The sequence below is a fragment of the Pseudomonas sp. SJZ080 genome, assembly GCF_007828295.1.
In the GTDB taxonomy this organism is placed as follows: domain Bacteria; phylum Pseudomonadota; class Gammaproteobacteria; order Pseudomonadales; family Pseudomonadaceae; genus Aquipseudomonas; species Aquipseudomonas migulae_A.
Map to the genome: position 1 here is coordinate 46,660 of NZ_VIUK01000025.1, position 24,709 is coordinate 71,368.

Annotated in this window: 19 protein-coding genes and 1 pseudogene; 9 read left to right on the top strand and 11 right to left on the bottom strand. The window is 59.4% G+C overall.

Annotated features, from left to right (window positions below):
* Positions 1-9: 9 nt before the first annotated feature.
* The 10 genes from FBY04_RS26060 to FBY04_RS26105 all read right to left on the bottom strand — a co-directional run bounded on the left by FBY04_RS26060 (position 10) and on the right by FBY04_RS26105 (position 12,906).
* Positions 10-1,572 (bottom strand): SpoVR family protein, encoded by a 1,563-nt coding sequence (locus tag FBY04_RS26060; RefSeq protein WP_084318394.1) that lies wholly within the window; start codon positions 1,570-1,572, stop codon positions 10-12.
* On the bottom strand, positions 1,569-2,840 hold the full coding sequence (locus tag FBY04_RS26065) for a YeaH/YhbH family protein (protein ID WP_084318393.1): 1,272 nt from the start codon (positions 2,838-2,840) through the stop codon (positions 1,569-1,571). Before FBY04_RS26065 ends, FBY04_RS26060 begins: the two co-directional genes overlap by 4 nt.
* Before the next feature lie 201 nt (positions 2,841-3,041).
* On the bottom strand, positions 3,042-4,964 hold the full coding sequence (locus FBY04_RS26070; protein ID WP_084318392.1) for a PrkA family serine protein kinase: 1,923 nt from the start codon (positions 4,962-4,964) through the stop codon (positions 3,042-3,044).
* 297 nt (positions 4,965-5,261) lie between these two features.
* Entirely contained in the window at positions 5,262-5,591 is a 330-nt protein-coding gene (gene glpE, locus FBY04_RS26075) for a thiosulfate sulfurtransferase GlpE (RefSeq protein ID WP_084318391.1), read from the bottom strand.
* Positions 5,592-5,624: 33 nt separating this feature from the next.
* Positions 5,625-6,506, bottom strand: a complete 882-nt coding sequence (locus FBY04_RS26080) for a symmetrical bis(5'-nucleosyl)-tetraphosphatase (RefSeq protein ID WP_145317974.1) — start codon at positions 6,504-6,506, stop codon at positions 5,625-5,627.
* Positions 6,506-6,886 carry a Co2+/Mg2+ efflux protein ApaG gene (gene apaG / locus FBY04_RS26085; RefSeq protein ID WP_084318389.1) on the bottom strand — a complete coding sequence of 127 codons (381 nt, stop codon included), beginning with the start codon at positions 6,884-6,886 and terminating at the stop codon, positions 6,506-6,508. The genes FBY04_RS26080 and apaG overlap by 1 nt, the downstream gene beginning before the upstream one ends.
* Before the next feature lie 123 nt (positions 6,887-7,009).
* Complete coding sequence (gene rsmA / locus FBY04_RS26090; RefSeq protein WP_017341115.1) at positions 7,010-7,828, bottom strand: 16S rRNA (adenine(1518)-N(6)/adenine(1519)-N(6))-dimethyltransferase RsmA; 819 nt, start codon at positions 7,826-7,828, stop codon at positions 7,010-7,012.
* Positions 7,825-8,814: a 4-hydroxythreonine-4-phosphate dehydrogenase PdxA gene (gene pdxA / locus FBY04_RS26095; protein ID WP_145317977.1), complete on the bottom strand. Its 990-nt coding sequence runs from the start codon at positions 8,812-8,814 to the stop codon at positions 7,825-7,827. Before pdxA ends, rsmA begins: the two co-directional genes overlap by 4 nt.
* The gene (gene surA / locus FBY04_RS26100; protein ID WP_084318559.1) at positions 8,811-10,127 is read right to left on the bottom strand and encodes a peptidylprolyl isomerase SurA; all 1,317 of its coding nucleotides are present in this window, start codon (positions 10,125-10,127) and stop codon (positions 8,811-8,813) included. The genes pdxA and surA overlap by 4 nt, the downstream gene beginning before the upstream one ends.
* Positions 10,108-12,906, bottom strand: a complete 2,799-nt coding sequence (locus FBY04_RS26105; RefSeq protein ID WP_145317980.1) for an LPS-assembly protein LptD — start codon at positions 12,904-12,906, stop codon at positions 10,108-10,110. Before FBY04_RS26105 ends, surA begins: the two co-directional genes overlap by 20 nt.
* Before the next feature lie 130 nt (positions 12,907-13,036).
* On the opposite strand from FBY04_RS26105, the gene FBY04_RS26110 reads away from it, so the two are divergent.
* Genes FBY04_RS26110 through FBY04_RS26120 form a run of 3 tightly spaced genes read left to right on the top strand, consistent with a single transcriptional unit; the run spans position 13,037 to position 15,493 of the window.
* Positions 13,037-14,056, top strand: coding sequence for an aminoglycoside phosphotransferase family protein (locus tag FBY04_RS26110; RefSeq protein ID WP_145317983.1), 1,020 nt, complete (start codon positions 13,037-13,039; stop codon positions 14,054-14,056).
* Positions 14,053-14,724: an N-acetylmuramate alpha-1-phosphate uridylyltransferase MurU gene (murU, locus tag FBY04_RS26115; protein WP_084318385.1), complete on the top strand. Its 672-nt coding sequence runs from the start codon at positions 14,053-14,055 to the stop codon at positions 14,722-14,724. Before FBY04_RS26110 ends, murU begins: the two co-directional genes overlap by 4 nt.
* A 1-nt stretch (position 14,725) precedes the next feature.
* Entirely contained in the window at positions 14,726-15,493 is a 768-nt protein-coding gene (locus tag FBY04_RS26120; RefSeq protein ID WP_145317986.1) for a TerB family tellurite resistance protein, read from the top strand.
* Between the two features lie 164 nt (positions 15,494-15,657).
* On the opposite strand, the gene FBY04_RS26125 is transcribed toward FBY04_RS26120, so the two are convergent.
* Positions 15,658-16,647 carry an alpha/beta hydrolase family protein gene (locus tag FBY04_RS26125; protein WP_145317989.1) on the bottom strand — a complete coding sequence of 330 codons (990 nt, stop codon included), beginning with the start codon at positions 16,645-16,647 and terminating at the stop codon, positions 15,658-15,660.
* Between the two features lie 73 nt (positions 16,648-16,720).
* Here FBY04_RS26125 and FBY04_RS26130 point away from each other — a divergent pair, with 73 nt between their 5' ends.
* The 6 genes and pseudogenes from FBY04_RS26130 to FBY04_RS26160 all read left to right on the top strand — a co-directional run bounded on the left by FBY04_RS26130 (position 16,721) and on the right by FBY04_RS26160 (position 24,671).
* Positions 16,721-19,117, top strand: a complete 2,397-nt coding sequence (locus FBY04_RS26130; RefSeq protein ID WP_084318382.1) for a PAS domain S-box protein — start codon at positions 16,721-16,723, stop codon at positions 19,115-19,117.
* 102 nt (positions 19,118-19,219) lie between these two features.
* Positions 19,220-19,873: a response regulator transcription factor gene (locus FBY04_RS26135; protein ID WP_174602650.1), complete on the top strand. Its 654-nt coding sequence runs from the start codon at positions 19,220-19,222 to the stop codon at positions 19,871-19,873.
* Positions 19,874-20,204: 331 nt separating this feature from the next.
* Positions 20,205-21,319, top strand: a pseudogene (locus FBY04_RS26140) (ABC transporter ATP-binding protein).
* A 44-nt stretch (positions 21,320-21,363) separates the two neighbouring features.
* Entirely contained in the window at positions 21,364-22,407 is a 1,044-nt protein-coding gene (locus tag FBY04_RS26145) for an ABC transporter substrate-binding protein (RefSeq protein ID WP_084318380.1), read from the top strand.
* 179 nt (positions 22,408-22,586) lie between these two features.
* Positions 22,587-23,834, top strand: a complete 1,248-nt coding sequence (locus FBY04_RS26155) for an ABC transporter permease (RefSeq protein ID WP_084318379.1) — start codon at positions 22,587-22,589, stop codon at positions 23,832-23,834.
* Between the two features lie 12 nt (positions 23,835-23,846).
* On the top strand, positions 23,847-24,671 hold the full coding sequence (locus FBY04_RS26160; protein WP_027926741.1) for an ABC transporter permease: 825 nt from the start codon (positions 23,847-23,849) through the stop codon (positions 24,669-24,671).
* Positions 24,672-24,709 lie beyond the last annotated feature (38 nt).

Consider the following 24,709-nt stretch of genomic DNA (forward strand, 5'->3'; position numbering starts at 1 on the left):
AAAACAGGATCAAAGATGGATGACGGCCAGGTCCAGTCGCCCGTAATCGCCTTCGTTGTGCTCGCTTCTGGGCGGAACGTGGTGGGTTTTCATCACTTGGTCCCCTTGCAGGGTTTCCAGGTGAATGTCGAAGCCCCAGAGACGGTGCAAGTGCTTGAGCACTTCCTCGGTGGATTCTCCCAGCGGTTTGCGGTCGTGCTGCTGGTGACGAAGAGTCAGGGAGCGGTCGCCACGGCGGTCGATGCTGTAGATCTGGATGTTGGGTTCGCGATTGCCCAGGTTGTACTGCGCTGCCAGGGTTTCACGGATGGTGCGGTAGCCGTCTTCATCGTGAATGGCCGGCACCAGCAGATCGTCCTTCTGGTCGTCATCAAGAATGCTGAACAACTTCAGGTCGCGGATGACCTTCGGCGAGAGGTACTGCAGGATGAAACTCTCATCCTTGAAGCTGCTCATTGCGAACTTGATGGTCGACAGCCAGTCGGTGCCCGCGATGTCCGGGAACCAGCGGTAATCCTCCTCGGTGGGGCTTTCACACATGCGCCGGATATCCCGGTACATGGCAAACCCCAGGGTGTAGGGGTTGATTCCGTTGTAGTACGGGCTGTCGAAGCCTGGTTGAAAAACCACGCTGGTGTGGGACGTCAGGAATTCCATCATGAAGCCGTCGGTGACCAGGCCTTCGTCGTACAGGTCGTTCATCAGGGTGTAATGCCAGAACGTGGCCCAGCCTTCGTTCATCACTTGCGTCTGGCGTTGCGGGTAGAAGTACTGTGCAATCTTGCGCACGATGCGCACGATCTCGCGCTGCCACGGTTCCAGCAGCGGCGCATGTTTTTCGATGAAATACAGGATATTTTCCTGAGGTTCGGCGGGGAAGCGTGCGTTGTCCTTGTCGCTGTACTTGTCCGCGCCTTTTGGGATGGTGCGCCACAGATCGTTGATCTGCTTCTGCAGATGCTCTTCCCGATCCTTTTGCCGACGACGTTCCTCTTCCGCGGAAATCGGGTAAGGGCGTTTGTAGCGGTCGACCCCGTAGTTCATCAGCGCGTGGCAGGAATCCAGCAGGTCCTCGACCGCATCGATGCCGTGGCGCTCTTCGCACTGCATGATGTACTGCTTGGCGAACACCAGATAATCGATGATCGAACTCGCGTCAGTCCAGGTGCGGAACAGGTAGTTGCCTTTGAAGAAGCTGTTGTGTCCATAGCAGGCGTGAGCCACCACCAGTGCCTGCATGCAGATGGTGTTTTCTTCCATCAGATAGGCAATGCAGGGGTCCGAATTGATCACGATCTCGTAGGCCAGCCCCATCTGGCCGCGAGAGTAGGATTTTTCGGTGCTGAGGAAGTGTTTGCCGTAGGACCAATGGTGATACCCCAGCGGCATGCCGACAGAGGCGTAGGCGTCCATCATCTGCTCGGCGGTGATCACTTCGATCTGGTTGGGGTAGGTATCGAGTGCATAGCGAGCCGCGATACGGCTGATTTCGCGGTCGTAGGCCTGGATCAGCTCGAATGTCCATTCGGAGCCGGTGGAAATGGGTTGGCGCTTCTGCTCTTTGGCGGTCATGTCACTAACCTGCGCTGGAAGAGTTCACGGAAGACCGGATAGATATCCCCGGCCGAGACCAGTTGCTGCTGGGCAAAAGTGTCAGAAAAGGCTTCGGCGATGCGTTCATATTCGAACCACAAGGCCTGATGTTCGCGCGGGGTGATCTCAACGTAAGTGTAGTACTGCACAAACGGCATGATCTGGTTGATCAGGATGTCGCGGCAGATCGGCGAGTCGTCATTCCAGTTGTCGCCGTCGGAGGCCTGTGCGGCATAGATGTTCCACTCGTTGCTTGGATAGCGTTCGGCCATGATCTCCTGCATCAGTTTCAAGGCGCTGGAAACGATGGTGCCACCGGTTTCGCGGGAGTAGAAAAACTCTTCCTCATCCACTTCCCGGGCGCTGGTGTGGTGACGGATGAACACGACGTCGATCTTTTCATAGTTACGCTTGAGGAACAGGTACAGCAGGATAAAGAAACGCTTGGCGATGTCCTTGGTCGCCTGGGTCATGGAACCGGACACGTCCATCAGGCAGAACATCACAGCCTTGGAGCTGGGGTTGGGTTGTTTGATCAGCAGGTTGTACTTGAGGTCGAAGGTGTCGAGGAACGGAACGCGGTGGATGCGCGCACTGAGTTTTTCGATTTCGGCCTCGATTTCCTGAATATCGCCGAAGTTGTCTGGTTCATCCCGCTTGAGTCGCAGCAGTTCTTCTTTGGCTTCGCGCAGTTTCGCCCGGCTGCTGCCGGACAGGGCGATGCGCCGTGCATGAGCGGAGCGCAAGGTGCGGATGATGTTGATCCGCGACGGGTTGCCTTCGTTGCTGATCCCTGCACGTACGGTCTTGAAGGTGTCGGTGCCGGTCAGGTTGCGCTTGACCAGGTTCGGCAGTTCAAGGTCCTCGAACATGAACTCGAGGAATTCTTCCTGGGTGATCTGGAAGACGAATTCGTCCATTCCTTCACCCGAATTGCCGGCCTTGCCCGGACCTCTGCCGCCGCCACCTCCGGGTGGACGGGCAATGTGCTCGCCGCTGGTGAATTCCTTGTTGCCCGGATGCACGACGGTCTGCTTGCCGCCGCGACCGTGGTGAAGCACCGGCTCGTCGATGTCGCGGCCGGGAATGCTGATCTGTTCGCCGTGTTCCATATCGGTAATGGAACGCCGACTGACCGCCTCTTCGACAGCCTTTTTGATGTGATCACGGTAACGCCGCAGAAACCGCTGACGGTTCACCGTGCTCTTGTTCTTGCCATTGAGACGTCGGTCGATCACATAGCTCATGACTGCTCCTTAGAAGCTGTCCTGAAAGGGGCGAGCGGTTATGCAGCATCGAATGTGCAAAGGGATGTTCACGCTCCCCCAAGCGCTTTTGACGCTGATTGAACCTCGCTACCGACTTTCGAACACCTTCCAGAGGTCTGTGTAGCAGAAAATGCATACACAAGCCTCTGGCTGACGACAACCGGTCTGACCGGCAGCGGGTTATTGTGATTTTCTGACCCGCAGATACCACTCGGAGAGCAGTCGTACCTGTTTGTCGGTGTAACCCCGCTCTACCATCCGTGTGACGAAGTCGTTGTGCTTCTGCTGGTCCTCTTTGCTGGCCTTGGCGTTGAAGCTGATGACCGGCAGAAGGTCCTCGGTGTTGGAGAACATTTTCTTCTCGATGACCACCCGCAGTTTTTCGTAGCTGAGCCAGGTCGGGTTCTTGCCGTTGTTGTTGGCCCGGGCGCGCAGCACGAAGTTGACGATTTCGTTGCGGAAATCCTTCGGATTGCTGATGCCGGCCGGTTTTTCGATTTTCTCCAGTTCTTCGTTCAGTGCTACGCGGTTGAGAATCTCGCCGGTTTCCGGGTCGCGGTATTCCTGGTCCTGGATCCAGAAGTCGGCGTACAGCACGTAGCGATCGAAGATGTTCTGGCCGTACTCGCTGTAAGACTCGAGGTAGGCCGTCTGGATTTCCTTGCCGATGAACTCGATATAACGGGGTGCCAGGTACTCCTTGAGGAACCGCAGATAGCGTTCACGGGTTTCGGCCTGGAATTGTTCCTGTTCGATCTGTTGTTCCAGCACATAGAGCAAGTGCACCGGGTTGGCGGCGATTTCGTGCGGATCGAAGTTGAAGACCTTGGACAGGATCTTGAACGCGAACCGGGTCGACAGGCCGTTCATGCCTTCATCTACACCGGCGTTGTCGCGGTATTCCTGGATCGACTTGGCTTTTGGATCGGTGTCCTTCAGGTTTTCGCCGTCATACACGCGCATCTTGGAGTAGATGTTGGAGTTTTCCGGCTCCTTGAGGCGTGAGAGCACGGTGAACTGGGCGAGCATTTTCAGGGTGTCGGGCGCGCAATGGGCCTTGGCCAGGGAGCTGTTGAACAGGAGCTTGTCGTAGATCTTCACCTCATCACTGACCCGCAGGCAGTACGGCACTTTGACGATGTAGATCCGGTCGATGAAAGCTTCGTTGTTCTTGTTGTTGCGGAAGGTGTGCCATTCCGATTCGTTGGAGTGAGCCAGCAGGATCCCGGTAAACGGAATCGCCCCGAGACCTTCGGTGCTGTTGTAGTTACCTTCCTGGGTGGCGGTCAGCAATGGGTGCAGCACCTTGATCGGTGCCTTGAACATTTCGACGAATTCCATCAACCCCTGGTTGGCCCGGCACAGCGCGCCCGAATAGCTGTAGGCGTCGGCGTCGTTCTGTGGGTATTCCTCCAGCTTGCGGATATCGACCTTGCCCACCAGTGCCGAAATGTCCTGGTTGTTTTCATCACCCGGTTCGGTTTTGGCCACCGCGATCTGATTGAGGATCGACGGATAGAGTTTCACTACGCGGAACTGGCTGATGTCACCGCCGAACTCGGCCAGGCGCTTGGTGGCCCATGGCGACATGATGGTATTTAGGTAGCGCCGTGGAATGCCGAAATCTTCTTCGAGGATCGCGCCATCTTCCGTGGCGTTGAACAGACCCAGAGGCGACTCGAATACCGGCGAGCCCTTGATGGCGTAGAAAGGCACTTTTTCGATCAGTTGTTTGAGCTTCTCGGCCAGGGACGATTTGCCGCCACCTACGGGGCCGAGCAGATAAAGGATTTGTTTCTTCTCTTCCAGGCCTTGAGCGGCATGGCGGAAATACGACACGATCTGGTCTATGCATTCTTCCATCCCGTGGAAGTCTTCAAAGGCCGGATAGCGGCGGATCACCTTGTTGGAGAAGATTCGCGACAGTCTCGAGTTGGTCGAGGTGTCGAGCAGCTCCGGTTCTCCGATGGCCAGCAATAGGCGCTCGGCGGCGGAGGCGTAGGCGCTGCGGTCCTGTTTGCACAGTTCAAGATACTCTTGCAGCGTGAGTTCTTCCTGGCGTGTGGACTCGAATCGTTGTTGGAAGTGGCTAAAGATACTCATGACGTCACCTCGCTCGATACGTGGAGCCGACGCCGGATCATTCAGTCGATGCTGGCAGCAACCGGATATGCAGTCGCTGTTTACCCCCCAGAACTCTTTCGGAACTGACGACTCCGAAAGCTACTCCCGATGATCCGCGCGCCGGTGTACCGGCTCTCCCCTGTTTTGGATGGCCTGCGCTTAAGGATAGTTGGGAATTCGGGAGGTAAAGGGTGGATACGTAATTAGTTATGGCTGACCGTTCGTCCGCCACCGCGCTAGCCCGCGGGAGCCGGGGGCTTGCGCGTTACAAAAAAATTATTCGGAAGAGCCTTGCGCTGTTTCCGAAGGATAAGTCGTACGCCACAGCTCAAATCCGCCATCCATGCTGTAGACGTCGGAGAAGCCCTGACTGATCAGGTAGGCCGCCGCACTCTGGCTGGAATTGCCGTGATAGCAGACCACGACCGTCGGGGCGTCAAGATCGGCGGCGCGGATGAAATCCGAAATGGACACGTTGTCCAGATGCTTCGAGCCGGCGATATGCAGCGCGGCAAATGTGGCCGGGTCTCGAACATCGACCACCACTGCGCCTTGTTCGCGCAGGGCCTGGGCCTGTTCTGGGGGGATGCGTTTGAATTCGCTCATGGCGGGCTCCTGTGGCTCGGCTGAAAGCGCAGTCTAGCGCTGGGCGCTGGCTGACGTTTGTTCGGGAATAGGGGAGGCGACTGGCGGCAGGGTATGGCCATGCTCGTCGCATTTGCACTGCAGGCGTTCAAAGGTGTCGACGTTCATCAGGGTCATCGAACCACCCCAGACGCATCCGGTGTCGAGGGCGAAGATGCCCGGCTCATTGCATTGGCCTTCAAGTGCCGCCCAGTGACCGAAGATGATTTTCACCCCCTTGGTCTTGCGTTCCTTGTACTTGAACCACGGGGCGTAACCTGGCGGTGCGGTGTCGACACCTTCCTTGCCCTTGAGGTCCAGCTTGCCTTCGCTGGTGCAGAAACGCATGCGGGTGAAATAGTTGGTGATCACACGCAGGCGGGTCACGCCTTTGAGGTCACTGTCCCACTTCAATGGCTCGTTGCCATACATGCCGTCGAGGTAAGGAGCCAAACGGTTGTCGTCGCGCAGGGCCTCTTCGACCTCGGCGGCGCACTTCAAGGCTTTGCGCAGCGACCATTGTGGCGGTATGCCGGCGTGGACCAGGGCAATGTTGCGCTGTTCGTCGTAATGCATGAGTTTTTGCTGGCGCACCCATTCCAGCAGTTCCACGCGATCCGGTGCTTCGAGAATCTCGCGCAGGGTGTCGGCTTTCTTCAAGCGTTCGATGTTATGACCGGCGGCCAGCAAGTGCAGGTCGTGGTTACCCAGCACGCACACCAACGAATCGCGCAAGCTATAGAGGAAGCGCAAGGTTTCCAGCGACTGCGGGCCACGGTTGACCAGATCGCCGACCAGCCACAGTTTGTCCCGGGCGGGGTCGAAGGCGACTTGTTCGAGCAGGCATTTGAGCGGTTCGAGGCAACCTTGCAAGTCACCGACGGCATACGTTGCCATCAGTGCAGGGCTCCAGGCACCGCCAGGCGGAATGGGGCGATGATGGCGTCGAAGTGCTTACCGTCATCGGCGATCATTTGATAGGTGCCTTGCATGGTGCCGACCTTGGAGGTCATGACGGTACCGCTGCTGTAGGTGTGGCTTTTGCCCACATCGATCAACGGTTGCTGACCAACAACGCCGGCACCGCGAACCTCTTCGACATGTCCGTCGCCATCGGTGATCACCCAATGCCTCGACAACAGTTTGGCCGGTAATTCGCCATTGTTGTGCACGGTGATGGTGTAAGCGAAGGCAAAGCGGTTTTGCTCGGGTTGCGATTGTTCTGCCAGATAGCGGGTGACGACGCTGACGTCGACCTGATAACGAGGATCGGACATGCAAGAGGCCTTAAAAACGAAGCGGGACGCGGGGCGTAGCTGATGCAACTCAGTCTAGGCCAAGTATCGGGTAGTAAACCAGACATGGGAGCTGGTGTCCTACCCGATAACGCTTGTTGCCTGTCAGTCGGCGGCGGGCTTCTGTAGGACTTGTTCGCTGAGCTTGTCGGCCAGGCGCACGAAGGCGGCCAGATCGAGCTGTTCGGGACGCAAGCTGCCGTCGACACCGGCGGCGGTGATTTCGTCGTTGCTCAGCAGCAGTTTGAGGGTGTTGCGCAGGGTCTTGCGGCGCTGGTTGAAGGCTTCGCGCACGACGCGCTCCAGCAAGCGGTGATCCTTGGCCGGGTGCGGCAGTACGGCGTGTGGCACCAGACGCACGATGGCCGAGTCGACTTTCGGCGGTGGGTTGAACGCGCCTGGGCCAACGTTGAACAGGTGCTCCACGCGGCAGTGGTACTGAACCATGATCGACAGGCGACCCCAGTCGCCGCCGCCAGGGCCGGCAGCCAGACGCTCGACCACTTCCTTTTGCAGCATGAAGTGCATGTCGCGAATGATGCCCGCGTTGTTCAGCAGGTGAAATATCAGCGGCGTAGAGATGTTGTACGGCAGATTGCCGACCACTCGCAGGCTGTTCGGCGCAGCGTTCAGGCTGTTGAAGTCGAACTTCAGCGCGTCACCCTGATGCAGGTTGAAGTTGCTCTTGCCGGCGAACTGTTGGTTGAGGATCGGGATCAGGTCTTTGTCCAGCTCCACCACGTCCAACTGGGCGCCGCTGTTCAGCAGGCCTTGAGTCAGTGCGCCCTGGCCCGGGCCGATTTCCAGCAGGCGGTCTTCGGGTTTGGCATGGATGGAGCGCAGGATGCGGTCGATAACGCCGGCATCGTGCAGGAAGTTCTGGCCGAAACGCTTGCGCGCACGGTGTTGGTAATGCTCGGTCATAAACGGGTCTCGGCCATCTGGTAGGCGGTTTCCAGGGCGACTTGCAGGCTGCCGGTGTCGATTTTGCCGCTGCCGGCCAGGTCCAGGGCAGTGCCGTGGTCGACCGAAGTGCGGATGATCGGCAAGCCGAGGGTCACGTTGACTGCCGCGCCGAAGCCTTTGTATTTCAGCACGGGCAGGCCCTGGTCGTGGTACATCGCCAGCACCGCGTCGCAGTGCTCCAGATATTTGGGGGTAAACAGAGTGTCGGCGGGGAGGGGGCCGCGAAGGTCCATGCCCTCGCCGCGCAGGCGCTCTAATGTAGGTTCAATGATGTCGATTTCTTCATGGCCCAGGTGTCCGCCTTCACCGGCGTGCGGGTTGAGCCCGCAGACCAGGATGCGTGGCCGGGCGATGCCGAATTTTTCCTGCAGGTCCGCGTGCAATATCCGCGTGACCCGTTCCAGACGCTCCGGCGTGATTGCATCGGCAATCTCGCGAAGGGGCAGGTGAGTGGTGACCAGCGCCACACGCAATCCGCGAGTCGCGAGCATCATCACCACTTGCGCGGTTTGCGTCAGGTCCGCGAGAAATTCCGTATGACCGGAAAAGGCGATGCCTGATTCATTGATCACACCCTTGTGCACAGGGGCGGTAATCATCCCGTCGAAATGCCCGTCGAGGCAGCCCTGACCCGCGCGGGTAAGGGTTTCCAGAACGAAGGCCGCATTGGCTTTATCGAGCTGCCCGGCAATCACTGGCGCACTAAGCGGTGTATCCCAGACATACAGACTGTTGGCTGGCGCGGGTACATCCGGCCAGGCATCAGGCGTGACTGGCAGCAAATCGACAACCACACCCAGTTGCGCGGCCCGCTCTATGAGCAGGTCGCGACTGGTAATGGCAATCAGTGGGTGTGGCTGGGCTTGCGAGGCGAGCAGCAGGCACAGGTCAGGACCTATGCCGGCCGGTTCACCGGGTGTCAGCGCGAAACGCTTGGGTTTCACTGCGCTGCCTGGTCTGCACCAGGGAGTTTGATCTCTACGTACGCTTCGTCACGGATCTGACGCAGCCAGGTTTGCAGCTCTTCGTCGTATTTGCGGTTACGCAGTACGGTCATGGCTTGCTGCTCACGGGCCTGGGTGGTGCTGTCAGTGGCGCGACGGCCAAGGACTTCCAGAACGTGCCAGCCATATTGAGTCTGGAATGGCTTGGACAGCTGACCTTGTGGGGTCTTGGCCATCACTTCGCGGAATTCAGGCACCAATGCATTCGGGTCGATCCAGTTCAGGTCGCCACCGTTGAGGGCGGAACCCGGATCTTCCGAGAAACTTTTCGCCAGTTCGCCGAAATCTTCGCCCGATTCGATGCGGCTATAGAGCGATTCAGCCAAAGCCTTGGTTTTAGCTTCGTCGCGGATAGGGCTAGGTTTGACCAGGATATGACGCACGTGCACTTCATCACGCGTCTGGGTCTCGCCGCCACGCTTGTCGAGGATCTTCAGGATGATGAAGCCCCCCGGCGTGCGCATTGGCTGGGTAACGTCGCCAACAGCCATGGTGCTCAGCATGCGATCGAACGGAGGTGGCAATTGAGCGGCTTTACGCCAGCCCATGTCGCCGCCTTCCAGTGCGGTTTCGCTGGCGGATTTGGCGATTGCCAACTGACCGAAGTCAGCGCCTTGCTTGAGCTGCTGGTAAACCGCGTCTGCCTGTTTGGCTGCATTCTGAATCGCGTCGGAGTTAGCGCTTTCCGGCGTAGGAATCAGGATGTTGGCCAGACGGAATTCTTCGGACAACTGCATTTTGCCAAGGTCGGAGGCGAGGAAGTTCTTCACTTCCTGTTCGGACACCTGGATGCGTTCGGCCACACGGCGTTGACGCACACGGCTGATGACCATTTCGCGTCGAATCTGTTCACGGGCGTCGTCGTAAGACAGACCGTCGCGAGTCAGTGCGGCGCGGAATTGTTCAATCGACATGTTATTGCGCTGGGCAATAGTGCCGACCGCCTGGTTCAGCTCTTCATCGGTAATGCGGATGCCGGAGCGTTCGCCGATCTGCAGTTGCAGGTTCTCGATGATCAGGCGCTCCAGCACCTGCTGGTCCAGCACGCTGGCCGGCGGCGCGGAAGCGCCGCGTTTGGCGATGGTTTGCTGAACTTCGTGAACACGCTGGTCCAGTTGGCTCTGCATGACCACATCGTTATCGACAATGGCCACCACTCTGTCGATGGACTGTACCGCGGCATTCGCCGCAGTACCCAGGAACAGCGCGCCCAGCACTAGCGGGCGCAGACAATCAGAAAGCTTGGTCTTCACGTTCACGATAACCTTGGATGCCTTTGTCGAGGAAGCTCTCTACTTTGGCGCCGGTGAGGCCGCCGAGACCTTTCAGAACGATCTGTAGGAAGATGCCATGGTCGCCTTTCTCGTTTTCAGGGGCGTTCTGACTGAACTCGTCATACGACACCCAGTAACGGTTGATCAGGCGCAGTTTCCAGCAGCAGTTGTCGTACTCGAAACCACCGAAGGCTTCCAGGGTACGGTTGCGGTTGTAGTCATATTGCCAGCGGCTGATGGCGTTCCATTGCGGCACGATCGGCCAGATCACCGAGAAGTCGTGCTGCTGGATCTTGTAGTAATCCTTCACGTAACCCGGGGTGCCCGGAGTGCCGTAGTCACCGCCGCCCACCGACCATTGACCGGTGTTCTGGTCGTAACGAACCTGGTCATTACGATAGCGATAGCCGGCGTTGATGACCTTGTTCGGGTTGTCTTCAGGCTGGTAGTGGAACATCGCGCTGCCCGAGCGAGGGCTGTGGCTGTCCGGGTCCCAGTTGTAATCGGCGGTCGTGCGCCAATCGCGGTTCCAGCGGTATTCGTATTCCAGCGCGTACGGAGAAACGTTGGCCTGGGCATCTTCGCGGGTTTTCGCATCGATACCCGGCAACTGGACTTCGCGATCCTTGAAGTACAAGGCCTGGCCGACGCTGATGCGTTGACGTTCGAAGCCGTCTTCTTCGATCCAGCGGTTGGTCACGCCCAGCGACAGTTTGTTCTCGTCGCCGACACGGTCGGAGCCCGAGAAGCGGTTGTCACGGAACAGAGACGCATAGTTGAAGGTGTATTCGCCAGTGTCGAAGACCGGGATGTCTTTCTGGTCTTCTTCAGGCACATACAGGTAGAACAGGCGTGGTTCCAGGGTCTGGCGATAGTTCTTGCCGAACCAGGTGGTGTTGCGGTCGAAATACAGGCCGCTGTCGATACTTGCGATCGGGACGCCACGGTTTTGCGAACTGCTGAACGACTCGCCGAGGGCCGAAGCTCTATTGCGATTCGTCAGGAGATCATTCTTGCCGGTGCTATCAAGATCAAGGTCGTACTGAGTGTATTGATACTTGAGCGACGGCTTCACGAAACCATACGTCCAATCCAAAGGCAGGCTCACGCCTGGCTTAAGGTTCAGACGATTACCGTTGGCACGAGCCAGGCCCGTCACGTTGGTGTCCAGGCGAGGCGACAGGATGCCGTTTTCATCGGAAAACTGACCTGTTTCCAGGTCCCGCTCAAACCGCACGACTTCTGTTTCGTAGTCGAAATTCAAGCCATTCGGATGCACAGGCAGCTGACCGTTGAAGGTGAGTTGCGGCAGGCGATCATACGGCGTGATGTTTGAAACGGTTGCGAGCTGATAGGCCTGGGCGTTCAAACGAGCGGTGTAGCTGTCGCCACGGTAGGTGACGGAGCCCTGCTGATTGACGTAATCGTTGCTTTTCACGCCAATCTGATCGGTCTGCAGATCCTGGAAGTAATACGGATCGCTGATCTTGGTGTAATCGACTTGAGTGAAGACGCGAGAGTCAAGACCACCCTTGTGCTGCCAGTTGTACATGTAGCGGGTTTTTTCGTAGTCGGTCTGCTGGCTACGATCGGTGTTGTCATCGTTGAGGTACGCGGCGCCGAACTGACCTTCGCTGGACTTGGTCAGGTAACGGAGTTCGCCTTCCATCAACAGGCCGCGCTTGCTCATGTAGCGCGGGTACAACGTGGCGTCGTAGTTCGGCGCCAGGTTGAAGTAGTACGGAGTGACCAGCAGGAAGCCGGTATCGCTGCCGGTGCCAATGGTCGGCGGCAGGAAACCGGACTGACGACGGTCGTCGATCGGGAAATAGATATACGGCGTGTACAGGACAGGAATGTCCTTGACCCGCAGCGTCACGTTGGTCGCAGTACCGAAACCGGTGGCCGGGTTCAAGGTGATGTTGTTGCCCTTGAGCTGCCAGGCATTGCTGTTCGGTTCGCACGTGGTGTACGTACCATCCTTGAGGCGGATGATCGCGTTCTCGGCGCGCTTGGCGTACAGCGCGTTACCGCGGATACGGGATTTGTGCATCACGTATTCGGCGTTGTCGACCTTGGCTTCCCCGGTGTCCAGCTGCACTTCGGCGTGGTCGCCGACAATCAGCGCGCCGTTGTCGCGAATGCGCACGTTGCCGTCCAGCTCGCCACGGCTCTCGGCCTGATAGAGGTTCGCTTCGTCGGCTTCAGCCTGCATGCTGCCCTGACGCAAGACCACGTCGCCCGCCAGGGTCGCGATTTGCTCATCCTGCTTATAGCGGGAGGCCTTGGCGCCGACAAAGGTCGGAGCGTCACTTTTATTCGTCTTGTCATTCATGCCAGGACGAATCGGTTCGATATAGGAACCAGAGCAATAAGGACCGGTTTCGGCCAATTGCGCTGCAGTGAGCTTCTCGCGCGGAACCCAGTCGAGGTGACTGTAGTCTTCGCTACGTGACTTGAGACCGCGGCCTTTGGACTCGGTGACCAGCGTAGTCTTGGCGCCAGTGTCTTCACCGCTGGCGCTCTCGGCCGGGGCTTCACCGGTCGCGGAAACAGCGCTGCCGTCATGGACGGGACGCGGTGGCAATGCAGCCGCCGGCGTCTTTGGTGCACAGTCCCAGGCACCCGAAGCAGAGACTGAGCAGTCATACTGTTCCGCGGCGACCACGAACGAAGTGGCTAGAGGTTGCAGGGCCAGCAGACTGCCGGTAACCAACAACGGAAATTTTTTACGAAACGCGGGGGATTTCAATGCCATCTTATTAGTCCGGGCTTCCTGCGTGCCATCTGCCCGCGGTGTGGGCCGCACGCCTCTCGATGGTCTGAAAAAGATGCTGGATAATAAAGCATGACCCGCTTGACGGCTAGCGCCGTCGGAGACCCTTGCAATGCCTGACCAAGATGTACGTTTGCAACACCTGAAAGTTTGGCTCGATGAGCAGTTGGCGACCCTCTTTGCAGAACAAGGTTGGGGCGCCGTACCCCCGGCCACGTTGACCGCGGCCAGTAGTGATGCGAGTTTTCGGCGCTATTTCCGCTGGGAAGGCGCAGGCAGAAGTTTCGTCGTAATGGATGCACCACCGCCCCAGGAAAACTGCAAACCCTTCGTGGACATCGCTTTTTTGCTGGCGAAATCCGGAATAAATGTTCCGAAAATTTATGCGGAGGACCTCGAACGCGGTTTTCTTTTGCTCAATGACCTGGGCAACAAGACGTATCTGGACGTCATCGACAGCGAAAATGCCGACGATTTGTTCAAGGATGCCCTACAGGCACTGCTCGCTTTTCAGCAGCTGCCGATGGTTGCGCCGCTGCCGAGTTATGACGTGGCACTGTTGCGTCGCGAGCTGGAATTGTTCCCTGAGTGGTACGTGAAACGTGAGTTGGGCATCGAGTTCGACGCTGCGCAACAAATGCTCTGGCAGAACGTGACGGAGCTGTTGATCGACAGCGCGCTGGCGCAGCCCAAAGTGCTGGTGCATCGCGACTACATGCCGCGCAACCTGATGCTCAGCGAGCCGAATCCCGGCGTGCTGGATTTCCAGGACGCGGTCTACGGCCCGGTGACCTACGACGTGACTTGCCTGTTCAAGGACGCTTTCCTGAGCTGGCCCGAGGAGCGTGTGCGCGGCTGGCTGGAAGATTACTGGCAGCAAGCGGGCGCCCTGGACATTCCGGTTCAGCCGGACTTCGAAGACTTCCTGCGCGCCAGCGACCTGATGGGCGTACAGCGCCACCTGAAAGTCATCGGTATCTTTGCGCGCATCTGCCATCGCGACGGCAAGCCGCGTTATCTGGCCGACGTGCCGCGTTTCTTTGCTTATATAGATGCCGTGATCGCCCGCCGCCCTGAACTGGCCGAGCTGGATGTGTTGCTCCTCAGTCTGCGTGCTGGAGCGACTGCATGAAGGCAATGATTCTGGCAGCGGGCAAGGGCGAACGCATGCGCCCGCTGACCCTGACGACGCCCAAACCGCTGGTTCGTGCCGGCGGCGTGCCATTGATCGAGTACCACTTGCGTGCGCTGGCCGCCGCCGGGTTTACCGAGATCGTGATCAACCATGCGTGGCTGGGTCAGCAGATCGAAGACTATCTGGGTGATGGTTCGCGTTATGGCGTGAGCATTCAGTACTCGCCGGAAGGTGAGCCACTGGAAACCGGTGGCGGGATTTTCCGTGCGTTGCCGTTGTTGGGCGATGAGGCGTTTGTGGTGGTCAACGGCGACATCTGGACCGACTACGACTTCAGCGTGTTGCATCAGCCCATCAACGGTCTTGCTCATCTGGTGCTGGCGGATAACCCGAACCACCATCCGGCGGGCGATTTCACGTTGGTCGACGGGCAAGTGCACGATGGCCAGCCTGATGCGCCGACCCTGACCTACAGCGGCATCGCGGTGTTGCATCCACAGTTGTTCGACGGCTGTTCGGCCGCCGCTTTCAAGCTTGCACCGCTGTTGCGCAAAGCCATGGCTGACGGGCAGGTGACGGGTGAGCGCTTGCACGGTCGTTGGGTGGATGTCGGCACTCACGAGCGTCTGGCTGAAGTCGAAACGCTGATAGAAGCGAGTCGCTGAGATGCTGTGGCCAGGGACTCTGATTGGAGCCGGAGCGGGCTATGCCATCGCCAGCATTCCGGGGGCCATGCTCGGCGCGTTGTTGGGGCAGGCGCTGGATCGGCACTTGAAACTGCAGAGCTGGGGGCATTTGCGTGAAGCGCTCGGAGGTCGTCCGGTGCTGCGCAACGATGAACTGCTGTTCGTGTTGCTGGGGCGGCTGGCCAAGTGTGACGGGCGGGTGGTGGATGGCCACATCCAACAGGCGCGTCAGGAAATGCAGGCGCTGGAAATGAGCGAGTCGGCAAAGCGCCGGGCGATCGCGGCGTTCAATCGCGGCAAGTCGGGACATGACCGGTTGCGTGGCTATCTGCGACGCTTGAGTGCTCAACCCCATGCGGCGGAGGGCGTGTTGCGCGCCTGCTGGCGAATGGTCTGGGCCGATGGCCGCGCCGGTCATGCCGAGCGCGAGCTGATTGTCCAATGGGGCAAATGGCTCGGCTGGACGTCGTATCAGGTTCAGGGGCTGGCGGCGGACTACGAGCCGTCCAGGCCATCGGTCGTCAGCAGTGCGGTCACTTATCAGGAAGCGATGATGCTGCTGGGCGTGTCCGCCACCACTGAGCCGGCGCAGATCAAGCGCGCTTATCGACGCCTGCTGAGTCGCCATCATCCGGACAAGATTGCCGGCAGCGGGGCGACGGCGTTGCAGGTGCGTGAAGCGACGGAAAAGACGCGCGAATTGCATAGCGCCTATACGTTGATTCGTCAGCGGCGGGATTTTCGCTAGCCGGGAAGGTTTGTGTTGCCGGTGATGCCCCCTTCGCGAGCAACTCGAATCGTCGCTCCCACATTTGATTTCGGTTGGACACAAATTCTATGTCCGCTGAAGATCAAATGTGGGAGTGACGGTGCGACGATTCGACTTGCTCGCGAAGGGAGCAACTCGGTCTATCAGTCCGCAGGCTGCGGGTTCAACCAACCCCGCACCCGGCGCACCAACTGCTCCTGCTCGGCCTTGCTATCCCCCGGCAATGCCTTGAGCGATACCTGACTGAACGCCGAAGCCTTCAAACGCTTGCTGGCCTGCAAGCGTTCCAATGCCGCGTTGCGGTCCAGCGGCTTATCCATGTAGAAGATGTCGGCCGTCGGCAATTTAAGGGTCGGTGTCAATTCAGCCAGTTCCGGTTTCGCCGCAACGGGCGTCTGGGCGGCGACCATCGCGAATTTCTCGACTTGCGAAGGCTGCTTCTCACTCAGGTAACGGGCGGCCCAGTACGCGCCGGTGCCATGACCGAGCACCACAATGCGGCGAGCGCTCTGCTGTTCGGCGTAGGCGATGGCCGCATCGATGCGTGCGAAGATTCGCTCGGCATCGGCTTTGGCCTGCTCGTCACTGGTTTCGGCGATGGCCTTGTCGACGACTTCCGCTTCACCGCCAGCCGCCTGCTCGATGGGGGCAGCGGTGGTCGAGTCCTTGCTGCCGACGTCAGGGGCCTTGGGCGTTGGCGCGACTTCGACGGTACGTGGCGCGATGGCATCGCTTTGCAGGTCGGGCAAGGTGATACTCAGGCTGCTCCACTCGGCGTCCGGCAGTTTGCGTCGCAGGGGGCCGATTGCTTGCGGCCAGTCAACGGTTTCACCGGCGCCTGGGACGATAATCACCGCGCCTTTGGGGTCCGCCGTATTGGCCGGTTTCCACAAGGCCAGAAAGGTATCGCTGCCCGCTTGCAATTGTTGCTGTTCCTGAGCAGGGATTTTTCGCTCAAGTGCTGTCGCTTCTTCCTGGCTACGCTCAAGCAGCGGCTGACGTTCGACCGGTTTTTCGTCTGCGGGTTTTTCCGCGGCAGCGGGTGCGGGATCAGCGGCCTGGACGGAAAAGGCGCAAGGCAGGATCAGCGACAGGCACAATGCTGGCAGTGCCAGGCGGTAGACAGGGGGCATCGGATATTCCAGGCCAGAAGTTATTCCGGCAGCCTAATGGGTTGGTCAGTATTTGTCAGTGTGTGAGACTTCGATGAAGCGTTTTCGCTGCCTGTGGGTTATCGGCTGTTTGTGGTTTCCCTTGATGGGGTGGGCGGCGCCTGCGCCACCCGCGCACGTCGCACAATTGTCCGCACGCCAGCAGCAATGGCTGGCGCAGCATGATGAATTGCGCGTCGGGCTGGTGTTGCAAGTGCCCTATGCGCAATACGATCGCCGCTTGCAGCGGCTGTCCGGGGTCAATGTCGAGTTGATGAAGTGGCTGGCCAGGTCGCTGAAGGTCGAGCTCAGCTGGCGCAATTTTCCCGACCTCGCGCAGCTGGAGGCCGCCGCCCGCGAAGGTGAAATCGACATCGCGCCAGGGCTGGTGCAAACCCCCGGTGGCCTGCGCCTGTGGCAGTTTTCCGACCCGTACATGCGGGTGCCGCAGCTGGTGGTCAGCGACCAGAAGGCTGCCGGCGGGGTGGAGCTGGAAAAACTCGACAGCCAGACCCGCGTTGCCGTGCGCATGCCCAGCGCCACCGCCGATTACCTGCGCAGTAATTATTCGCACCTGAACCTCCAGGGCGTACCGATGGAGCGCCAGGCCTTGCAACTGTTGCTGAGTCAGCAGGCCAGCTACGCCGTGGTCGACGAAGCACAGTTGGGGCGTCTGTCTGTCGAACCGGAGTTTGCCGGGCTGGTGGTCGTCGGCGACATCGGTCTGCCGCAGTTGCTGCGCGTGGCCACGCGGCGGGACTGGCCGGAACTCGCCGGCATTGTCGAAAGTGCGCTGCGAGCGATCCCGGCCAAGGATCTGGAGCAACTGCACAATCAATGGCTGCAACCCAAGTACCCGCGACTGACGGAGTCCCCGGGTTTCTGGCAGAACCTCAGCCTGCTGTTGGCGGTGCTGATGCTGAGCTGCATGGCGATCGTGTTCTGGCAGCGTCGACAGCAACACAGCCTGGAGCATCGTCTGTTAGCGGCGCGGGAAGACATTGCCTTGCGAGCCGCCAGTGAAGAAGCATTGCGCCTCACGCAGTTTTCCATCGACCAGAGCACCGTCGGCATTCTCTGGGTCAACTGGGACAGCCATGTGCGCTACGCCAACCGAGCCGCCGAAACCATGCTCGGCTATCCGGCGGGCGGCATCATCGACCGGCCGCTGATTGACTTCGAGCCCGGTCTGCACATGGACCGCTGGCTGAACCTATGGAAACGCGCCCGCGCCAGCGAAGAAGGTCCGCAAAGTTTCGAAACCAACTGTCTGCGGGCCGATGGCAGTCTTTTGCCGACGGATGTTTCATTGAGCTTCCTGCGTTTCCGCGACGGCGAATACCTGGTGGTCTACCTCAATGACGTCACCGAGCGCCGTCGCGCCCTGGCCGCGTTGCAGGAAAGCGAGGCGCGCCTGCAAGGGATTGCCGCCAACGTGCCGGGATTGGTCTTTCGCCTGGAACGGGCGCCGGTGACGGGGCAAATCGACTTTGCCTACATCAGCGAAGGCAGCGAGAGCCTGGTGGGTTATTCGCCGGCGACCCTGGCCCATCGCGACAAAGGCCTGCGCAGCCTGGTGCATCCGGACGACAAGGCCAGCTACCACCGGACGCAGGACCACGCGCTGGACACCGACAGCGACTGGTCGTGGCAGGGGCGGATTCTCACGCGTCAGGGCGAGCAGCGCTGGGCCGAGATCAAAGCCATCACTCGACGCCTCGAAGACGGCGCCTATGTCTGGGATGGCATCGTCTGGGACATCAGCGAGAGCAAGCGTATCGAACTGGAACTGGCCAGCTCCCGCGAGCAACTGCGTGAGTTGTCGGCGCACCTTGAGAGCGTGCGGGAAGAGGAAAAGGCCCGCATCGCCCGGGAAGTTCACGACGAGCTGGGTCAGATGTTGACTGTGTTGAAGCTGGAGACGTCGATGTGCGAATTGGCCTACGCCCAGCTCGACCCTGGTCTGAATGAACGATTGAACAGCATGAAGCGCTTGATCGCTCAGTTGTTCCAACTGGTGCGAGATGTTGCCACGGCGCTACGCCCACCGATTCTGGATGCCGGCATCGCCTCGGCCATCGAATGGCAGGCCCGGCGCTTCGAGGCGCGCACGCAGATTCCGTGCCTCGTGCAAGTGCCGGATAATTTGCCGGTGCTCAGTGATGCCAAGGCGATTGGCCTGTTCCGGATCCTTCAGGAGGCGCTGACCAATGTCATGCGGCATGCTCAGGCGCATACTGTGGAACTGACGTTGGCGCTTGAAGGTGACGAGTTGTGTCTGACGGTCAGCGATGATGGCGTAGGATTTGTCCCCGCTACCGGAAGGCCGACATCCTTTGGGGTTGTCGGCATGCGCGAGCGGGTGTTGATCATGGGAGGACAGTTGTCGCTTGAAAGTGAGCCGGGGGAGGGCACGACCCTGAGCGTGCGTGTGCCGTTGGATGAGGCCTGAAGAATTTGTGTTGGTTTTACTGACGCTTTCGCGAGCAAGCCCGCTCCCACACTAATTCGCACAAACAACCCCGATCCATTGTGGGAGCGGGCTTGCCCGCGAATGATCTTGAATCTGGAGAAGAACGTGATCCGTGTACTGGTAGCCGAAGACCACACCATCGTTCGCGAAGGTATCAAGCAACTGATCGGCCTGGCCAAGGACTTGCTGGTGGTGGGCGAGGCGAGCAATGGCGAGCAGTTACTCGAGACCTTGCGTCATGTTCCCTGCGAAGTGGTGTTGCTGGATATCTCCATGCCCGGGGTCAATGGCCTGGAAGCGATTCCGCGGATCCGCGCGTTGAACAATCCGCCCGCCATCCTGGTGTTGTCAATGCATGACGAAGCGCAAATGGCTGCACGGGCCTTGAAGGTCGGTGCCGCAGGCTACGCGACCAAGGACAGCGACCCGGCGCTGCTGCTTACGGCGATCCGCAAAGTCGCGGCGGGCGGGCGTTACATTGACCCGGAGCTGGCCGACCGCATGGTCTTCGAAGTTGGCCTGACCGATTCGCGGCCGCTGCATTCACTGTTGTCAGAACGTGAGTTCTCGGTGTTTGAGCGCCTGGCCCAGGGCGCCAACGTCAATGACATCGCCCAGCAACTGGCCCTGAGCAGCAAGACCATCAGCACCCACAAGGCGCGGCTGATGCAGAAACTCAACATCACTTCGCTGGCTGAACTGGTGAAGTACGCGATGGAACATAAACTCCTCTGAAAACACCGAATCCCCCCTGTAGAAGCCGGCTTGCTGGCGATGGCGATTTCAATGACGCCGTCGCCAGCAAGCCGGCTCCTACAGAAACGCGCAACGCCATGTCCATTTGCGACATCCTTAAAATCCGCTTTTGCCCGTTCTTGTGGTTTGCCGCTTGAAACCTGCCGCTGACCCTATCCAATCCCGCCATCCTTGTAGGGCAATCCCTACCCCCAACCTTCCATCCGGCTGAGGCGATTCTCTCCTGCGCCCCGATTTGCGTGGTCAGCAGCGTCCACTAGGCTTAGTCCCACAGCAGTCATCAATAACAAAGGTGTGGGTATGAGCCAGGTTGATCCAAACGCAGGGGCCAGCGACATTCTGGTCAGCTTTCGTGGAGTGCAGAAGAGCTACGACGGCGAGAACCTGATCGTCAAAGACCTCAACCTGGACATTCGCAAAGGCGAATTCCTCACCTTGCTCGGGCCGTCCGGCTCGGGCAAGACCACCAGCCTGATGATGCTCGCCGGTTTTGAAACGCCAACCGCCGGCGAAATCCTCCTGGCCGGGCGTGCCATCAACAACGTGCCGCCGCACAAGCGTGACATCGGCATGGTGTTCCAGAACTACGCACTGTTCCCGCACATGACCGTCGCCGAGAACCTCGCGTTTCCGCTGACCGTGCGCGGCTTGAACAAGAGCGATGTCAGTGACCGGGTCAAACGTGTCCTGAGCATGGTTCAGCTCGACACTTTCGCCCAGCGCTATCCGGCGCAACTGTCCGGCGGTCAGCAACAGCGTGTGGCTTTGGCCCGCGCGCTGGTGTTCGAACCGCAACTGGTATTGATGGACGAGCCTCTGGGGGCACTCGACAAACAACTGCGTGAACACATGCAGATGGAAATCAAACACCTGCACCAGCGCCTCGGCGTGACCGTGGTCTACGTGACCCACGATCAGGGCGAAGCCTTGACCATGTCCGACCGCGTGGCCGTGTTCCATCAAGGCGAAATCCAGCAGATCGCGCCGCCGCGCAGCCTCTACGAAGAACCGAAGAACACCTTCGTCGCCAACTTCATCGGCGAGAACAACCGTCTCAACGGCCGTTTGCACAGCCACACCGGCGACCGTTGCATCGTCGAACTCGGTCGCGGTGAAAAGGTTGAAGCCCTGGCGGTCAACGTCGGCAAGACCGGCGAGCCGGTCACGCTGTCGATTCGTCCGGAGCGCGTGAGCCTCAACGGTTCGAGCGAGTCCTGCGTCAACCGCTTCTCAGGGAGGGTGGCGGAATTCATCTATCTGGGCGACCACGTCCGGGTTCGCCTGGAAGTCTGCGGCAAGACCGACTTCTTCGTGAAACAACCGATTGCCGAGCTCGATCCCGCGCTCGCTGTCGGCGACGTGGTACCGCTTGGCTGGCAGGTCGAACACGTTCGCGCGCTCGACCCACTTCTAGAGGCGAACTGATCGCCCCCTGCTTCAACCAACCCTGCACGTGGAGAGAACAATAAATGTTGAGATCCCTGAAATTCACCGCCCTGGTCATGGGCATGATCGGTGCGGCACACGCGATGGCGGCGGGCCCGGACCTGACCGTGGTGTCCTTTGGCGGTGCGAACAAGGCTGCGCAGGTCAAAGCCTTCTACGCACCGTGGGAAGCGGCGGGTAACGGCAAGATCGTCGCCGGCGAATACAACGGTGAAATGGCCAAGGTCAAAGCCATGGTCGACACCAAGAGCGTGTCCTGGGACCTGGTGGAAGTTGAATCGCCAGAATTGTCCCGTGGTTGCGACGAAGACATGTTCGAGCAACTCGACCCGGCGCTGTTCGGCAAGACCGAAGACTACGTCAAAGGCGCTATTCAGCCTTGCGGCGTGGGTTTCTTCGTGTGGTCGACCGTATTGGCCTACAACGCCGACAAGCTGAAAAGCGCACCGACCAGCTGGGTGGATTTCTGGGACACCAAGAAATTCCCGGGCAAGCGCGGCCTGCGTAAAGGCGCGAAGTACACCCTGGAATTCGCACTGATGGCCGACGGCGTTGCACCGAAGGATGTCTACAAAGTGCTGGCCGGCAAGGACGGTCAGGACCGCGCATTCAAGAAGCTCGATGAGCTGAAGCCAAGCATCCAGTGGTGGGAAGCCGGCGCGCAACCGCCGCAGTACCTCGCTTCCGGTGACGTGGTCATGAGCTCGGCCTACAACGGCCGGATCGCTGCCGTGCAGAAAGAAAGCAACCTGAAAGTCGTGTGGAACGGCGGTATCTACGACTTCGACGCTTGGGCGATCCCAAAAGGTCTCGACAAGGCGCGCGCTGAAGCGGCGAAGAAATTCATCGCGTTCTCGGTGGCACCGCAGCAGCAGAAGACCTATTCGGAAAACATCGCCTACGGCCCGGCCAACACCCAGGCCGTACCGTTGCTGGCCAAGGATGTCCTGAAAGACATGCCGACCACCCCGGAAAACATCGCCAACCAGGTGCAGATCGACGTCAGCTTCTGGGCTGACAACGGCGAGCAACTGGAACAGCGCTTCAATTCCTGGGCTGCGAAGTAAGCATCACCCTGTAATGGTGGGTTTACCCACCTGTGGGAGCGGGCTTGCTCGCGAAGACGTCAGCACATTCAGCATCTTTGCTGACTGACACTCCGCTTTCGTGAGCAAGCCCGTTCCTACCTAAACGATCGAGGTGGCATTCCCTCCTCTGTAACGATCAAAGATTTCCGGAGTACGCCATGGCCACCGCCATTCCCCTGAACGCGGGCACTGACCCCACCTTGAAGCAGCGGCTCAAGCACGCCGAGCGGATCAACCGCTGGAAGGCCCAGGCCTTGATCGCGCCACTGGTGCTGTTTCTGTTGCTGGTGTTCCTGGTGCCCATCGTGGCGCTGCTCTACAAAAGCGTTGGTAACCCGGAAGTGGTCGGCGGCATGCCGCGCACCGTGGCAGCCATCGCCAGCTGGGACGGCCGCGGCCTGCCTGCTGAGCCGGTGTACAAAGCGGCCAGCGAAGACCTCGCTGAAGCGCGCAAGAATCAGACCTTGGGCGACCTGTCCAAACGCTTGAACATGGAGTTGGCCGGCTACCGCAGCCTGCTGACAAAAACCGCCCGCGCCTTGCCGTTCGCTACCGAACCGGCCTCTTATAAAGAAGCGCTGGAAGGGCTCGATGAACGCTGGGGTGATCCGGCCTATTGGCAAGTGGTGCGCCGCAACGTCAGCAACATCACGCCTTACTACTTGCTGGCGGCGGTCGATCATCGTATCGACGACCTCGGCGAAATCGCCCCGGCCACGCCCGATCAGGCGATCTACCTCGACATCTTCGCCCGCACCTTCTGGATGGGCCTGATCATCACCGCCATTTGCCTGGTGCTGGCCTATCCGTTGGCCTACCTGCTGGCGAACTTGCCCTCGCGCCAAAGCAATCTGTTGATGATTCTGGTGCTGCTGCCGTTCTGGACGTCGATCCTGGTCCGGGTCGCCGCGTGGATCGTGTTGCTGCAATCCGGCGGTCTGATCAACAGTGGCCTGATGGCCATGGGCATCATCGATAAACCGCTGGAACTGGTGTTCAACCGCACCGGCGTCTACATCTCGATGGTGCACATCCTGCTGCCGTTCATGATTCTGCCGATCTACAGCGTCATGAAAGGCATCTCGCCGACCTACATGCGCGCCGCGATTTCCCTCGGCTGCCACCCGTTCGCCAGCTTCTGGCGGGTGTACTTCCCGCAGACCTATGCCGGTGTCGGCGCCGGTTGCCTGTTGGTGTTCATCCTCGCCATCGGCTACTACATCACCCCGGCGTTGCTGGGCAGCCCGAACGATCAGATGGTCAGCTACTTCGTCGCGTTCTACACCAACACCAGCATCAACTGGGGCATGGCGACCGCACTCGGTGGGCTGCTGCTGTTGGCGACCGTGGTGCTTTATCTGATTTACAGCTGGCTGGTGGGCGCCAGTCGCCTGCGCCTGAGCTAAGGGGAGAATGAAATGCTGAGTCCTTATATGTCGCCCGTCGAGCGGGTGTGGTTCTACAGTTTGCGGATTCTCTGTGGCTTGATTCTGTTGTTCCTGATTCTGCCGGTGCTGGTGATCATTCCGTTGTCGTTCAACTCGGGCAGTTTCCTGGTGTACCCGCTGCAAGGTTTTTCGCTGCACTGGTATCAGGACTTCTTCGCCTCGGCGGAATGGATGCGCGCACTGAAGAACAGCATCATCGTCGCCCCGGCGGCGACCGTGCTGGCGATGGTGTTCGGTACGCTGGCGGCGATTGGCCTGACTCGGGGCGACTTCCCGGGCAAGGCGCTGGTAATGGCGTTGGTGATTTCGCCGATGGTGGTGCCGGTGGTGATCATCGGTGTCGCGAGTTATCTGTTCTTTGCACCTCTGGGCCTGGGCAACAGTTTCTTTTCGCTGATCGTGGTGCACGCGGTGTTGGGTGTGCCGTTTGTGATCATCACGGTGTCGGCGACGTTGCAGGGGTTTAACCACAATCTGGTGCGCGCCGCTGCCAGCCTTGGTGCTTCGCCGTTGACCGCGTTCCGCCGGGTGACCTTGCCGCTGATTGCGCCAGGCGTGATCTCCGGTGCGCTGTTTGCCTTCGCGACCTCGTTCGATGAAGTAGTGGTAACGCTGTTCCTCGCCGGTCCCGAGCAAGCGACCTTGCCACGGCAGATGTTCAGCGGCATCCGCGAAAACCTCAGCCCGACCATTGCCGCCGCGGCAACGCTGCTGATCGCCTTCTCGGTGATCCTGCTGCTGACCCTGGAATGGCTGCGTGGGCGCAGCGAGAAATTACGCACTGCCCAGGTCTGACACTGATCCCTGTAGGAGCCGGCTTACTGGCGAAAGCG